We start from the raw sequence: 13,802 nt of genomic DNA on the forward strand, positions 1-13,802 counted from the left end.
AGGTGCCTCTTTCGGAAAGCTGTGGGACGTCAGAAGTGGGCGGCGCGCAGGGAGATGGCGGAGAGGCCGGGTGCGAGGACCGGGCCGAGGACCGGGCGCACCCGGCTCATCGGCGAACCGGGTCCGGTCTCAGACCTTGAGCGGCTTGATCGCGGTGGGCGCGTGCCCCGGCTCGGTCGCGATGTCCTCCCACTCGTTGACACTGGCGATATCGGAGCCGCTCATCGAGATGTTGGTGATCCGCTCGAGGATGGCCTCGACGACGACCGGGACGCGGTGCTCGGCCGCCAGCTTCTTGGCCTCCTCGAAGGCGGCGCCCAGCTCGCTCGGGTCGGTGACGCGGATGGCCTTGCAGCCCAGCCCCTCGGCGACCTTGACGTGGTCCACGCCGTAGACGCCCAGCTCCGGCGCGTTGATGTTCTCGAACTCCAGGTTGACCTGGAAGTTGATGTCGAGGTTGCGCTGCGCCTGACGGATCAGGCCCAAGTACGCGTTGTTCACCAGGACATGCACATACGGGATCTTGTGCTGGGCGCCGACGGCCAGTTCTTCGAGCATGAACTGGAAGTCGTAGTCGCCGGAGAGGGCGACGACCGGCGTCTCCGGGTCGGCGGTGGCCACACCCAGCGCGGCCGGGATGGTCCAGCCGAGCGGGCCTGCCTGGCCGCAGTTGATCCAGTGGCGCGGCTTGTAGACGTGCAGCATCTGCGCGCCGGCGATCTGGGAGAGACCGATGGTGGTGACGTAGCGGGTCTCCGGGCCGAATGCTTTGTTCATCTCCTCGTAGACGCGCTGCGGCTTCATCGGGACGTCGTCGAAGTGCGTACGGCGCTGGAGTTGCGCCTTGCGCACCTGGGTGGAGGCGGCCCAGTCACCGCGGTCGGGCAGCTTGCCTGTGGCCTTCAGTTCCTTGGCCACCTCGACGAACAGCTCCAGCGCGGCCTTGGCGTCCGAGGCGATGCCGTAGTCCGGGGCGAAGATCTTGCCGATCTGGGTCGGCTCGATGTCGACATGGACGAACTTGCGTCCCTGGGTGTAGACGTCCAGCTTGCCGGTGTGGCGGTTGGCCCAGCGGTTGCCGATGCCCAGGACGAAATCGGACTCCAGGAAGTTCGCGTTGCCGTAGCGGTGCGAGGTCTGGAGGCCGACCATTCCGGCGTTGAGTTCGTGGTCGTCGGCGAGGATTCCCCAGCCCATCAGGGTGGGGACGACCGGGGTGCCGGTCAGCTCGGCGAACTCGACCAGCAGCTCGGAGGCGTCGGCGTTGATGATGCCGCCACCGGGGACGATCAACGGGCGCTCCGACTCGTTGAGGAGCGTGAGCGCCTTCTCGACCTGGGCGCGGGTCGCGGCCGGCTTGAAGGCGGGCAGCGGCTCGTACGTCTCGGGGTCGAACTCGATCTCGGTCAGCTGGACGTCGATCGGCAGGTCGATGAGGACGGGGCCGGGGCGTCCCGAACGCATCAGGTGGAAGGCCTGCTGGAAGACGCCGGGGACCTGCGCGGCCTCCATCACCGTGGTGGCGGCCTTGGTGACCGGCTTGGCGATCGAGGCGATGTCGACGGCCTGGAAGTCCTCCTTCTGGATCACCGCGGTCGGGGCCTGGCCGGTGATGCACAGGATCGGGATCGAGTCACCGATCGCGGAGTAGAGGCCGGTGATCATGTCCGTGCCGGCCGGGCCGGAGGTGCCGATGCAGACGCCGATGTTGCCCGGGTGGGTCCGGGTGTAGCCCTCGGCCATGTGCGAGGCGCCCTCGACATGGCGGGCCAGCGTGTGGTCGATCCCGCCCGCGCCCTTGAGGGCCGCGTAGAACGGGTTGATCGCGGCACCCGGCACCCCGAAGGCGTTGGTCACGCCCTCGCGCTTGAGGATCTCCACCGCGGCGCGGGCGGCTGTCATTCGAGGCATCGAGTACTCCTGCGTCGACCTGTCACGGGCAAGCTCCGACGAAGGGCCGGAGACGCTTAATTCCGCATCATGGAATTAATGTTTTGCTTTATGGAAGGAACGTAGAACGCGGCGACCCCTCCGTCAAGGGGATGCCGGGCGGCCGACGCCGGGCGGTCCGCGACGGGGAGTGGTGCGGGCGCGGGTGCGGGCGGGTGACGTGAGGGCACGCGAGGCCTGGAGCGCGAGGGGAGCGAGGGAGCGGCCCGGGGGACGACGCACGCCCCACCCCGCGGACGGCGGCCCGGCAGAGGCCACCGACGGCACAAACCGGCCACCGACAGCCGGAGTTGCCCCGGCGTCACCCCGGGCGGCACCACGAGGCATGACAAAGCCCCACCGCACTCCCCCTGCGGTGGGGCTTGCCCCCCGTCGGTCAGCAGTTCCCGCCAAACCGGAATCTTCCCGCCTCGCCGCATCCGGCGACCATGACCAGCCCGCCCCCCAAGTGCCGCCATTCAGGAACGGCGGCGCGCCAGGCAATTCGCCGTCGCCCCGCCAGGGGCGAAGTCCGACGCCGCGGCCGGTACGCATCTCAAGCGGAAGCCAAGATCCCGCTCGCCGCGCCGGCCAAGACCGCGCGGAGCCGGACACTATGCACTGCTTGAACGTTGAATGAGCACTTTTCGACAACGCATGACATCGCTGTCAGCGGAGGCCCGAGCGGGGGCGCACGGAAGCGCCACGCTCACCAGGCCTTTCACGCTTCGATATCCACATCCACGGCGCAGGACCGGTGCGGCCGGCCCATGCGGCAAGCGCGCACCGGTCGTGGCGACGGATGCCGCGCCCTGCGCTCAAGGGCCCGTTCCAGTGCGCCGGAGCCCCTCGAATTGACCTTCCGTATATCTCCGAAAACCCGTCTCCAGCATCCGGCAGGAACAGGAAAAGCCCCGCCCGGTGACCGAGCGGGGCCCTCTTCAAAAGACCGCTACACGCGTCCTGCTGCACGCATCCCTCAGCGGATCGGCATTCCCGAAAGCGTACGAGCGATCACCAGTCGCTGGATTTCGCTGGTGCCCTCGAAAATGGTGTAGATAGCCGCGTCGCGGTGCATCCGCTCGACCGGGTATTCGCGGGTGAAGCCATTGCCGCCGAGGATCTGTACGGCCTGTGCGGTGACCTTTTTCGCGACCTCGCTGGCGAAGAGCTTCGACATGGAGCCCTCGGCGGAGGTGAAGGGCTTGCCGGCCACCGCCATCCAGGAGGCGCGCCAGACGAGCAGCCGGGCGGCGTCGATCTGCGTGCGCATATCGGCGAGCTGGAAGGCCACGCCCTGGTTGTCGATGATCGGACGGCCGAACTGGGAGCGGGTCTTGGCGTACTCCAGGGCCTCTTCGTAGGCCGCGCGGGCGGTGCCGACGGCCATCGCGCCGACCGCCGGGCGGGAGGCCTCGAAGGTGGCCATGGCGGCGTTCTTCACGCGCTCGCCACCGCTCTTGGCCTTCTCGCGGGCACGGGCGAGGCGCTCATCGAGCTTCTCCTTGCCGCCGAGCAGGCAGTGGCCGGGGACCCGGACGTCCTCCAGGACGACCTCGGCGGTGTGCGAGGCGCGGATGCCGTGCTTCTTGAACTTCTGCCCCTGGGAGAGGCCAGGGGTGTTCGGGGGGACGATGAAGGAGGCGTGCCCCTTCGAGCCGAGGTCGGCGTCGACGGACGCGACGACGACATGGACGTTGGCGATGCCGCCGTTGGTGGCCCAGGTCTTGGTGCCGTTGAGCACCCACTCGTCCTTGGCCTCGTCGTAGACCGCGCGGGTGCGCATCGCGGCGACATCCGAGCCGGCATCCGGTTCCGAGGAGCAGAAGGCGGCGACCTTCACATCGTTGGCGTCGCCGTACATCTGCGGGACCCAGGTGCCGATCTGCTCCTGGGTGCCGTTCGCGAGCACCCCGACGGCGGCGAGCCCGGTGCCGACGATCGACAGACCGATGCCGGCGTCCCCCCAGAAGAGCTCCTCCATGGCCATGGGGATGCCGAGGCCCGTGGGGTCGAAGAACTGCTGGGCGTAGAAGTCCAGGGAGTACAGGCCGATCTTGGCGGCCTCCTGGATCACGGGCCAGGGGGTCTCCTCGCGCTCGTCCCATTCGGCGGCGGCGGGGCGCATGACGTCCGCGGCGAAGCCGTGAACCCAGTCACGGACTTCCTTCTGCTCGTCGTTGAGCTCCATGGTGAACTCGGCCATGTCCCCTCCAGTGCTGCGCGCATTACGATGTTACTAGCGGTAACCCGCAGTGTGTTACTCGCGAGTAAGCTATGTCAACTCCTCTGGCGACATTCACGGGGGAGTTCGGGTGTTACGTTGCGCGAGCGCCACGGATTCACAAGGGTGGGGAGCACGACCATGGAAAGCACAGAACATCGCGGCCGCCAGCAGACGGCGACCGAGCGCAGACGGCGGGAGTTGTTGGAGGCCGCCGAGCGCATTGTGCTGCGCGACGGCCCGGACGCGTCGATGAACGCCATCGCCGCCGAGGCCGGTATCACCAAGCCGATCCTCTACCGGCACTTCGGCGACAAGGGCGGGCTGTACCGCGCGCTCGCCGTACGGCACACCGATGCCCTGCTGGCCAATCTGGCGACCGCACTGGACGCACCCGTCCTGCGCCGGGACCGGGTCGAGGCCACCCTCGACGCCTACCTGCTCGCGATCGAGGCCCGGCCGCAGGTGTACCGCTTCCTGATGCACCCCTCCGACGAGGACAACGCGTCCGAGTCCGGGTTCGACGTGGGACGGCACTCCGCACCGCTGCTGCGCCGGCTCGGCGAGGAGCTGGCCAAGGTGATCACCGACCGGCTCGACCTGGGGCCGGGCGGCGAGCTGACGGCACGCGTATGGGGCCACGGCATCGTCGGCATGATGCACGGCGCCGGTGACTGGTGGCTGCGGGAACGCCCTTGTACGCGCGAGCAGTTGGTCAAGCAGCTGGCCGACCTGCTCTGGGGTCAGCTGGTCGCGGTCGAGGACCGCGCGGGCGGCCCGGGCTTCTGAGCTCCGGGCCATGATGCGGCGGGAGGCGCCGCCCGCTCAGCGGCCGGACGCCCCCGCCGTCGCCGCCCACGGGGCCTTGGCCGCGGCGCGCAGCGCCCGGCGGCGGCGCAGCCCGGTGAGACGGTCGACGTACAGCCCGCCGTCGAGGTGGTCGCACTCGTGCTGGAGACAGCGGGCGAAGAAACCGGTGCCGGTCACCGTCCTGGGCTCGCCGGTGACGCTGAACCCGGTCACGACGGTGTGGTCGTGGCGCGGGGTGCCGGCCTCGATGCCGGGGACCGAGAGACAGCCCTCGGGACCGCGGACGACCGGGCCGTCGGCCTCGACGAGCCGGGGGTTGACGAGGTGCCCGAGATGACGGCGGTCCTCGTCGTCGGGGCAGTCGTATACGAACACCCGCAGCGGGACGCCGATCTGATTGGCGGCGAGGCCCACACCGTCCGCGGCGTACATCGTCGCGTACATGTCCTCGACCAGCCGGGCCAGCTCGCCGTCGAAGGCGGTGACCTCCTGACAGGGCCCGGTCAGGGCCGGATCGCCGAGCAGGCGCAGCGGGCGGGGACGGCCGGAACTGCCGGGGATGGTGCGGGGAGACATGGGGGTAAGGGTACGGTCCGGCGCGCCCGGGATGTCGCCGGACGGGTGGCGGGGTTCGGGCCCCGGGCCGGATCTCGATAGGCTGATCCCCGACCGAAGCCTCGGCCGGTCATCGGCTGCGGAGGAAGCGTTCCACCGGCAGCCTCAGGGCAGGCGGGCGCCGGATGCAAGGAGGATCAAAGACGATGGCAGGCAACACGGAGCCGCTGTCGCCGCGGGCCAAGCTGGCCGTGACGGCGGGCAAGGCCGCGGCGGCGGTGTCGCGCGCGGCGGGCCGCGGCAGCGGATCGGTGATCGGTGGCCGGGTGGCGCTCAAACTCGACCCCGACCTGCTGGCGCGGCTGGCCCGGCACTTGGACGTCATCCTGGTGTCGGCGACGAACGGCAAGACGACCACGACGCGGCTGATCGCGGAGGCGCTGCGGGCCAGCGGCCCGGTGGTCTCCAACGCGCTCGGCGCCAACATGCCGGCGGGCATCACGTCCGCGCTGGCCGGTGGATCGGACGCCCGCTACGGCGTCATCGAGGTGGACGAGAAGTACCTCTCCGGCGTGGCACGCGATGTGACGCCGAAGGCCATAGCGCTGCTGAACCTCTCGCGCGACCAGCTCGACCGCGCCGCGGAGACCCGGATGCTGGCCGAGCACTGGCGCGAGGGCCTGGCCGGTTCCAAGGCCCTGATCATCGCCAACGCGGACGACCCGCTGATCGTGTGGGCGGCCTCGTCGTCCGCGAATGTGGTGTGGGTCGCGGCCGGGCAGGAGTGGAAGGACGACGCCTGGTCCTGCCCCTCGTGCGGTGGCGTGATGCAGCGGCCGAGCGACGACTGGTTCTGCGGCGAGTGCGGCTTCCGCCGCCCGACGCCGAGCTGGGCGCTCTCCGGCGACCATGTGCTCGACCCGCACGGCAGCGCGTGGCCGATCAAGCTCCAGCTGCCGGGGCGCGCCAACAAGGCGAACGCCACCACGTCCGCCGCGGTCGCCGCCGCCTTCGGGGTGCCGCCGCAGGTGGCCCTGGAGCGGATGTACTCGGTGCAGGCGGTGGCCGGCCGCTATGACGTGGTCACGTTCATGGAGCGGGAGCTGCGGCTGCTGCTGGCGAAGAACCCGGCCGGCTGGCTGGAGACGTTCTCGCTGATCGACCCGCCGCCGACCCCGGTGATCATGTCGGTGAACGCGCGCGGCGCGGACGGCACGGACACCTCGTGGCTGTGGGATGTCGACTACACCCGGCTGGCCGGGCACCCGATCTTCGTGCTCGGCGACCGCAAGCTGGACCTGGCGGTGCGCCTGGAGGTCGCGGGACTCGACTTCCATGTGTGCGAGAGCCTCGACGAGGCGGTGGGCATGGCGCCGCCCGGACGTATCGAGGTCATCGCCAACTACACGGCCTTCCAGGACCTGCGCCGGCGCGTGGGCAACTGAGTGTGGTCCACCGACGCTACGGACAAGGACGAGCGAGCATGAGTGACAACAGCCTGCGCCTGGTGTGGATCTACCCGGACCTGCTGAGCACGTACGGCGACCAGGGGAACGCCCTGGTGGTGGAGCGGCGGGCGCGCCAGCGCGGTCTGGACGTCCAGCGCCTGGACGTACGGTCCGACCAGCAGATCCCCACCTCCGGCGACATCTATCTGATCGGCGGCGGCGAGGACCGGCCGCAGCGGCTGGCCTCGGAGCGGCTGATCCGCGACGGCGGGCTGAGCCGTGCGGTCGCCAACGGCGCGATCGTCTTCTCGGTGTGCGCCGGCTATCAGATCCTGGGGCACGAGTTCATCAATGACCTCGGGGAGCGCCAGGAGGGCCTGGGGCTGCTGGACGTGGTCAGCACCCGCGGCGAGGCCGAGCGCTGTGTCGGCGACGTACTCGCCGATATCGACCCGCAGTTGGGGCTGCCGCCGCTGACCGGCTTCGAGAACCACCAGGGCGTGACGCATCTGGGCAAGACCGCCCGGCCGTTCGCCAAGGTGCGGTTCGGCAAGGGCAACGGCGTCGGCGACGGCTACGAGGGCGCGTGGAACGACACCGTCTTCGGTACGTACATGCACGGGCCGGTGATGGCGCGCAATCCGCATATCGCCGATCTGCTGATCAAGCTGGCGCTGGATGTCAATGCGCTGCCTCCGGTGGAGGACCGCTGGTACGAGGCCTTGCGGCAGGAGCGGATCGCCGCGGCGACCCAGCCTGCTTGATACCGCTTCCTCCCGGTTCGGGCGGTTCGCCGATATACGGCATCCGCCGGAATTCAACCCTTTCTGTACGCCCGCAGTCCGCACTGCGGGCGTACGTGTGCCCGGCGGCCCCGCGCTTGTAGGGTGAGCGGAATCCAACCGGACGACGGGGTCCGGGCCCCCGGTTGAGTTGCAGAGGGTTTTTCGAGCAATGCGTATTGGTGTACTCACCTCCGGCGGAGACTGCCCCGGTCTGAACGCCGTCATCCGCTCCGTCGTCCACCGTGCCACCGCCGATCACGGCGATGAGGTGATCGGCTTCCGTGACGGCTGGAAGGGCCTGCTGGAGTGTGATTACCGCAAGCTCGACCTCGACGCCGTCGGTGGCATCCTGGCGCGCGGCGGCACCATCCTCGGGTCCTCGCGGGTGCAGCCCGCGCATCTGCGGGACGGTGTGGAGCGGGCCCGCGGCCATGTCGCCGAACTGGGCCTGGACGCGATCATCCCGATCGGCGGCGAGGGCACGCTGAAGGCGGCGCGGCTGCTGTCGGACGCCGGGCTGCCGATCGTCGGCGTACCGAAGACCATCGACAACGACATCGCGGTCACGGATGTCACGTTCGGCTTCGACACCGCGGTGGGTGTGGCCACCGAGGCGCTGGACCGGCTCAAGACCACCGCCGAGTCCCATCAGCGAGTGATGATCGTCGAGGTGATGGGGCGGCACACCGGCTGGATCGCGCTGCACTCGGGCATGGCGGCCGGTGCGCACGCGATCGTGGTGCCCGAGCGGCCCTTCGACATCGACGAGCTCACCGCGCGGGTCTCCGAGCGCTTCGAGGCCGGCAAGAAGTTCGCCATCGTGGTCGTCGCCGAGGGCGCCAAGCCGCGCGAGGGCACCATGTCCTTCGACATCGGCGGCAAGGACATGTACGGCCATGAGCGGTTCGCCGGCGTCGCCCGGCAGCTCTCCGTGGAGCTGGAGAACCGCCTCGGCAAGGAGGCCCGTCCGGTCATCCTCGGGCACGTCCAGCGCGGCGGCACCCCGACCGCCTACGACCGCGTGCTCGCCACCCGCTTCGGCTGGCATGCCGTCGAGGCCGCGCACCGCGGCGACTTCGGGATGATGACGGCGCTGCGCGGCACGGACATCACGCTGGTGCCGCTGGCCGAGGCCGTCGAGACGCTCAAGACGGTGCCCGTGGAGCGCTACGCCGAGGCCGAGTGCGTGCTGTGACCTCGCCGCCCGCGGCGTGAGGGTCCGCGCGGCACGAACCGCCCCCGGCCGCTCTCTCGGCCGGGGGCGGTTCTAGTCTTGTCGCCGGAGCATTGGTACGAATCAGGAGCGAGCGGATGGATCACAGCGGGCACGGCATGGACGGCATGAACATGGATCTGCCGCCGTTCACGCTCGCGCGAGGCCTGGAGTTCGGTGGTGATCCGTTCTTCCTCGTCAGCTGTCTGCTGGGGCTCGGGCTGTACGGCTGGGCGGTGATCCGGCTGCGGCGGCGGGGTGATGCCTGGCCGGTGGGCCGGACCGTCGCCTGGGCCGTGGGCGTGCTGTCGGTGGCACTGGTGATGTGCACCGCGCTCAACGACTACGGCATGGCGATGTTCAGTGTGCACATGGTCCAGCACATGGTCATCAGCATGCTGTCGCCGATCCTGCTGCTGCTCGGGGCACCGATGACGCTGGCGCTGCGCGCGCTGCCGGCCGCCGGGCGCGGCCGCAAGGGACCGCGTGAACTGCTGGTGGCGCTGCTGCACAGCCGCTACATGCGGATCATCACGCATCCGGCGTTCACCATCCCGCTGTTCATCGCGAGCCTCTACGCGCTCTACTTCTCACCGCTGTTCGACTTCCTGATGGAGTCCCGGGCCGGGCACATCGGCATGATGGTGCACTTCCTCGCGGTCGGCCTGGTGTTCTTCTGGCCGATCATGGGCGTCGACCCGGGCCCGCACCGGCCGGGTTATGTGATGCGGATGCTGGAGCTGTTCGCGGGGATGCCGTTCCACGCCTTCTTCGGCATCGCGCTGATGATGGCCTCGGAGCCGATGGTCACCACCTTCGTCAACCCGCCGGCCTCGCTCGGGATCGAGGCGCTGGCCGACCAGTCGGCCGCCGGGGGCATCGCCTGGGCCTTCAGCGAGATCCCGTCCGTAGTGGTGCTGATCGCCCTGGTCTTCCAGTGGTACAAGTCCGAGGAGCGTCAGTCGCAGCGCGCGGACCGTGCCGCCGACCGCAACGGCGACAAGGATCTGGCCGACTACAACGCCTATCTCGCCTCGCTCAACGCACGGGGGCAGTGACGGCGCGTCGCGACTCTGGCGGTACGGGCCGCGGCCGGGGACGATGGTCCCATGGCCGCGGCCCGTGGCGTTGGTGTTCCGGGCCGCCGTGAGGAGGTTGCGGGTATGCCCGGATCTGCTAGGACGATGGCCGTGTGCACGGTGGGCGGACTGGTGGTGGCGACCGCCTACACCGTGGCGATGGGCGGCAATGGCTGGCTCTGGTTCTCCTGGGTGGTGCTGGCTCTGGTGACGATCGGCGTGGTCGCGGCGCGGCCGGTCTGAGCGTTCCGGTGCCGGCGCCTCGGAACGCGGTGCGTCGTAATGCGGCGCCTCGTAATGCGGCGGCTCGGAACGCGGCGGCTCGGAACGCGGTGCCTCAGAAGCGGAAGAGCGGCCCGGTGGCGGAGTCCATCGAGCAGGCGTTGGGGAACTCCTTGTGCCAGTTCACCTGGGCACCGCGATAGGTGCCGGTCGCGGTCGCGGTGACCGGGTCGAACTCCCTGGTGCAGGTGCGCGGCTCGCCGGGCAGCGCGTCCATGTCCCCGCGGGCCCAGGCCAGCGCGTCGCAGGCGGCACCCGCGTGCGGATGTCTGCCGTGGATGTCCGGGCAGCTGAGCCGCACCCCGCGGCTCCAGGTGTTGCCGGTCCCGGACACCGTGAGGAGCAGGCCCTGATCGGCGGACGGCGGCTCGTCGGCGTGGGACGGGCCGACGGAGAGGGTGCCGAGCAGGACCGTGGACAGGGCGGCGAGCACGCTCACGGTCATGGTCGCGGTGGCAGGGGCGGATCGGCGTCGACGGCTCACGGGCATCGATGTCTCCTGGGAACACTCGGTGGGGTCGCATGCGGGAGCCTGACAAGGACGCGCGGCGCCCGGTGGCCCCAGGCCACCTCGCCGGGCCCCGGCGGGCAAGCGGCCACGCCGTGAGGTCGCCCGTACGGCCTGCGGCTGCCACCCCGGAGACAAGGGTGGCCGGCAGCGGAGGAGGCGGCGCCGCTGCCGGCCACCGGACCGGGGCTACCCCACGCGCTCGATCCGGGCGTTGCGGATCAGGAACTTCCCTGCCTCACGCACCTGTTCGAACGCCGCGTTGTTGAGCAGTGCGCAGCTGCCCGACGTCGAGGTCACGGAGACGGTCGTCGACTTGTTGTTGTCCAGGTTGGTCACCTTCAGTTTGGTCCCGGCGGGGAACTCGCTGCTGGATGCCGCAGGGGCGCCGCCCTCTCCGGAGAGGGTCACCGTCGAGCCGGCGCAGACCACCTCCCCGTCGGCGGCGGGCGGGTTGTCCCCTGCTGCGGGCGGGGCGGCGGAGGCGGACGAGTCATCGGACGCGGGCGGGTCGTCCGATGCGGGTGGGGCCGCGGAGTCCGACGGGGCGCCGGAGGCGGGCGGTTCGTTCGCCGCCGGTGGAGCGCCCGCGGCGGCGCCCCCGCCTTCTCCGCCGGAGCAGCCGGCGGCTTTCTGTTTGTTCTGGATCTCCTTGATCACGGCTTGGCGGTTGGCGATCCGGGCCTCCGACTGGGCGTCCGGGTTGGCCTTCTGGTCGGCGATGAACTTCTCGTTGTTGCTCAGGGCGGTGGCCAGTCCGTCGCACGCCACGGAGGCCTGGCTGGTGCCGGCGGTGGCGATGGCGATACCGCCGACCAGCGCGGCGGCACTGACACCGATGATGATCTTCTGACTCCGGCCGACTCTCTTCTTCCGGGACATCTCTCACTCCAATCATCGGCCTGGACCCTGGGCTCAGGCATGGTTGCCGGGCAGTACGCCGAGTCAACCCGCGCTCGTTCAAGGCAAGTTGAAAGTTGTCCACGGATGCCAAAGCGGATACCGAAAAGAAACACCGGCCTGCGATGATGCCCGGGTGCGCGTGCTGATGCCGGTCCCCGACCGCGATTTTGATGTCACCGAGGTGGCGGTGCCCTGGCGGCTGCTCACCGACGCCGGCCACCAGGTCGTCTTCGCCACCGAACGGGCCGGCACCCGGCCCGCGTGCGACCCACGGCTGCTGACCGGCGTCCTCTTCGGGCAGCTCGGCGCCGAGGAGGAGCCCAGGCGCTGCTACGAAGAGCTCACTCGCAGCGCGGAGTTCACCGCGACCGTCGGCTGGTCGGAGCTGACACCGGAGGCGTACGACGGGCTGATTCTGCCGGGCGGACATGCACCCGGAATGCGGCAGTACCTGGGCTCGGAGGTGTTGCAGCAGCAGGTCGGCAGGTTCTGGGCACTGGACCGGCCGGTCGGAGCCATCTGCCACGGCGTGCTGGTGCCGGCGCGGGCGCGGGAGGCGTCCACCGGCCGCAGTCTGCTGGCGGACCGGCGTACGACCTGCCTGCCGAAGTACATGGAACGGTCGGCGTATCTGGCCACGGCCTGGCGGCTCGGCCGCTACTACCGTACGTATCCGGCCTATGTGGAGGACGAGGTCAGGGCCGCACTGGACGGTCCGGACGCCCGCTTCGAGCGGGGGCCGAGGGTCCTTGCCAAGCGTGGCACCGCGACCGACGACTCCGCCGCGTTCGTCGTGCAGGACGGCCGCTATCTCTCGGCGCGCTGGCCGGGCGACGCCTACCTCTTCGGGCGCCGGTTCTGCACGCTCCTGGAAGCCTGACAGCAGGCCGGCCCCTGCTCGTCGATGGCGGCCGGAATGTGTGAGGGTGCTGTCATGAGCGACTCAACACCACACACCCTCAATGGATTTGCGAAGACCTTGGTCCGCCTCGGCATCGCGACGGAGGAGCAGGCAGCGGCCGGCCTGGCGGAGGCGGCCGGGATCGACATGGACCTCGACGAGGAATTCGAGGACGCCGACGAGCTGACCTTCCTCGTCGGCGAATGCGGCCTCGGCTTCCAGACGCCCGAAAAGGTCGGCGGTGATCTTGAGGACGGATATGAGGAGCTGCTGACAGAAGCGGCGGCGTGCTCGGGCGGTTCGGTGGTGGTGGACGACGTCGAGCTGGTGAAGGTCGAGAACGAGGACGGGGAGGAGGACGAGTACCTGCACTTCCGGCGCAACGGCCGGTCGATATGGCACGGGACGGAGCACCTCTCCGACAGCACCCGCTACATGGACTGGAATGCCGCCATGGACGCCATCGGCGACCTCGTACCCGGCAATGACGATCCACGGGCCTTCTGCCAGCTGGACGAGGATTCCTATGACGCCTGGTGGCTTCTGCTGACGCCCGAACAGGCCCAGGGCCTGGAGGAGTTCGGTCTGCCGATGCCGGTGCGACTCGGGAACCGGGTCCGCGACGGGAAGCCCACGGCGGAGCCCGAGACGCCCGCGTGGTACGTGGAGGACGACCGCCTGCATGCGAGCGAGGAGTCCCGCCGGCGTCTCGACGAGTGGCTGGCCCCCATGGACGCCGCACTGGACCGGTGGCGGACGGCCCATCTGCCCGGCGACTTCCCCTTCGACTACTCGCCGGACTCGCTCACGGCGCTGGAACGGCTTGTACTGGACCGCTTCGACGGCCTCGCCGCGCTTGAGGCGGCGGGCGAAGACGAGTTCTTCGAGGGCGCCATCAGGTACGTCGGTCAGACCGCGGTGCGGCTCTGGCCGTGCCGCTGGACCTACCGGCACTCCGACGACGACTCGTCGGTCTTCACCAACGAGCCGCTGATCCGCTCCAACACCCCGGACGGCTTCGGGGGCGGCTTCTCCCCTGACTACATCTTGCGGACCCTCGTGGAACTCCGCACGAACAGTGGCATGCGCGAGCGTATGGAATCGGTCGGGGAAGGGGTCGAGGACTACCGCAAGGCACTTGGCGCCCGCACGCGCGGGCGCTAGG

General features: G+C 69.9%; 13 protein-coding genes. 8 read left to right on the forward strand and 5 right to left on the reverse strand.

What is annotated here, in order from left to right; translation table 11 throughout:
* Positions 1-129: 129 nt before the first annotated feature.
* Positions 130-1,911, reverse strand: coding sequence for a glyoxylate carboligase (gcl, locus tag M8I34_RS40375; protein ID WP_250058065.1), 1,782 nt, complete (start codon positions 1,909-1,911; stop codon positions 130-132).
* Positions 1,912-2,908: 997 nt separating this feature from the next.
* The gene (locus tag M8I34_RS40380; protein WP_250058066.1) at positions 2,909-4,135 is read right to left on the reverse strand and encodes an acyl-CoA dehydrogenase family protein; all 1,227 of its coding nucleotides are present in this window, start codon (positions 4,133-4,135) and stop codon (positions 2,909-2,911) included.
* 159 nt (positions 4,136-4,294) lie between these two features.
* On the opposite strand from M8I34_RS40380, the gene M8I34_RS40385 reads away from it, so the two are divergent.
* Complete coding sequence (locus tag M8I34_RS40385) at positions 4,295-4,942, forward strand: TetR family transcriptional regulator (RefSeq protein WP_250058067.1); 648 nt, start codon at positions 4,295-4,297, stop codon at positions 4,940-4,942.
* Between the two features lie 36 nt (positions 4,943-4,978).
* Here the strand turns inward: M8I34_RS40385 and def are convergent, their stop codons facing one another.
* Positions 4,979-5,539, reverse strand: a complete 561-nt coding sequence (gene def, locus M8I34_RS40390; protein WP_250058068.1) for a peptide deformylase — start codon at positions 5,537-5,539, stop codon at positions 4,979-4,981.
* Between the two features lie 185 nt (positions 5,540-5,724).
* Between def and M8I34_RS40395 the strand changes: the two genes are divergently transcribed.
* The 5 genes from M8I34_RS40395 (at position 5,725) to M8I34_RS40415 (ending at position 10,286) form a co-directional block, all read left to right on the forward strand.
* The gene (locus M8I34_RS40395; RefSeq protein ID WP_030985256.1) at positions 5,725-6,963 is read left to right on the forward strand and encodes a MurT ligase domain-containing protein; all 1,239 of its coding nucleotides are present in this window, start codon (positions 5,725-5,727) and stop codon (positions 6,961-6,963) included.
* Between the two features lie 38 nt (positions 6,964-7,001).
* Complete coding sequence (locus M8I34_RS40400; RefSeq protein WP_244417188.1) at positions 7,002-7,730, forward strand: type 1 glutamine amidotransferase; 729 nt, start codon at positions 7,002-7,004, stop codon at positions 7,728-7,730.
* A 190-nt stretch (positions 7,731-7,920) separates the two neighbouring features.
* Positions 7,921-8,946, forward strand: a complete 1,026-nt coding sequence (locus tag M8I34_RS40405) for a 6-phosphofructokinase (protein ID WP_030076237.1) — start codon at positions 7,921-7,923, stop codon at positions 8,944-8,946.
* A gap of 116 nt (positions 8,947-9,062) precedes the next feature.
* Positions 9,063-10,022 (forward strand): cytochrome c oxidase assembly protein, encoded by a 960-nt coding sequence (locus M8I34_RS40410; RefSeq protein ID WP_250058069.1) that lies wholly within the window; start codon positions 9,063-9,065, stop codon positions 10,020-10,022.
* Between the two features lie 105 nt (positions 10,023-10,127).
* Complete coding sequence (locus tag M8I34_RS40415) at positions 10,128-10,286, forward strand: hypothetical protein (protein WP_244417190.1); 159 nt, start codon at positions 10,128-10,130, stop codon at positions 10,284-10,286.
* Between the two features lie 94 nt (positions 10,287-10,380).
* On the opposite strand, the gene M8I34_RS40420 is transcribed toward M8I34_RS40415, so the two are convergent.
* The gene (locus M8I34_RS40420) at positions 10,381-10,815 is read right to left on the reverse strand and encodes an SSI family serine proteinase inhibitor (RefSeq protein WP_250058070.1); all 435 of its coding nucleotides are present in this window, start codon (positions 10,813-10,815) and stop codon (positions 10,381-10,383) included.
* Between the two features lie 207 nt (positions 10,816-11,022).
* Positions 11,023-11,715 carry a hypothetical protein gene (locus M8I34_RS40425; RefSeq protein ID WP_244417192.1) on the reverse strand — a complete coding sequence of 231 codons (693 nt, stop codon included), beginning with the start codon at positions 11,713-11,715 and terminating at the stop codon, positions 11,023-11,025.
* A gap of 154 nt (positions 11,716-11,869) precedes the next feature.
* Between M8I34_RS40425 and M8I34_RS40430 the strand changes: the two genes are divergently transcribed.
* Positions 11,870-12,616, forward strand: a complete 747-nt coding sequence (locus tag M8I34_RS40430; protein ID WP_250058071.1) for a type 1 glutamine amidotransferase domain-containing protein — start codon at positions 11,870-11,872, stop codon at positions 12,614-12,616.
* Positions 12,617-12,670: 54 nt separating this feature from the next.
* Positions 12,671-13,801 carry a hypothetical protein gene (locus M8I34_RS40435; RefSeq protein WP_250058072.1) on the forward strand — a complete coding sequence of 377 codons (1,131 nt, stop codon included), beginning with the start codon at positions 12,671-12,673 and terminating at the stop codon, positions 13,799-13,801.
* Position 13,802 lies beyond the last annotated feature (1 nt).

Source organism: Streptomyces sp. MCA2 (assembly GCF_023544705.1).
GTDB classification, from domain to species: domain Bacteria; phylum Actinomycetota; class Actinomycetes; order Streptomycetales; family Streptomycetaceae; genus Streptomyces; species Streptomyces decoyicus.

Excerpts from the sequence above, each read along its gene's own strand:
- M8I34_RS40435 (WP_250058072.1), top strand. The coding sequence starts at position 12,671 with ATGAGCGACTCAACACCACACACCCTCAATGGATTTGCGAAGACCTTG.
- M8I34_RS40410 (WP_250058069.1), top strand. The coding sequence starts at position 9,063 with ATGGATCACAGCGGGCACGGCATGGACGGCATGAACATGGATCTGCCG.
- M8I34_RS40415 (WP_244417190.1), top strand. The coding sequence starts at position 10,128 with ATGCCCGGATCTGCTAGGACGATGGCCGTGTGCACGGTGGGCGGACTG.
- M8I34_RS40385 (WP_250058067.1), top strand. The coding sequence starts at position 4,295 with ATGGAAAGCACAGAACATCGCGGCCGCCAGCAGACGGCGACCGAGCGC.
- gcl (WP_250058065.1), bottom strand. The coding sequence starts at position 1,911 with ATGCCTCGAATGACAGCCGCCCGCGCCGCGGTGGAGATCCTCAAGCGC.
- M8I34_RS40400 (WP_244417188.1), top strand. The coding sequence starts at position 7,002 with ATGAGTGACAACAGCCTGCGCCTGGTGTGGATCTACCCGGACCTGCTG.
- M8I34_RS40405 (WP_030076237.1), top strand. The coding sequence starts at position 7,921 with ATGCGTATTGGTGTACTCACCTCCGGCGGAGACTGCCCCGGTCTGAAC.
- M8I34_RS40380 (WP_250058066.1), bottom strand. The coding sequence starts at position 4,135 with ATGGCCGAGTTCACCATGGAGCTCAACGACGAGCAGAAGGAAGTCCGT.
- M8I34_RS40395 (WP_030985256.1), top strand. The coding sequence starts at position 5,725 with ATGGCAGGCAACACGGAGCCGCTGTCGCCGCGGGCCAAGCTGGCCGTG.
- def (WP_250058068.1), bottom strand. The coding sequence starts at position 5,539 with ATGTCTCCCCGCACCATCCCCGGCAGTTCCGGCCGTCCCCGCCCGCTG.
- M8I34_RS40425 (WP_244417192.1), bottom strand. The coding sequence starts at position 11,715 with ATGTCCCGGAAGAAGAGAGTCGGCCGGAGTCAGAAGATCATCATCGGT.
- M8I34_RS40420 (WP_250058070.1), bottom strand. The coding sequence starts at position 10,815 with ATGCCCGTGAGCCGTCGACGCCGATCCGCCCCTGCCACCGCGACCATG.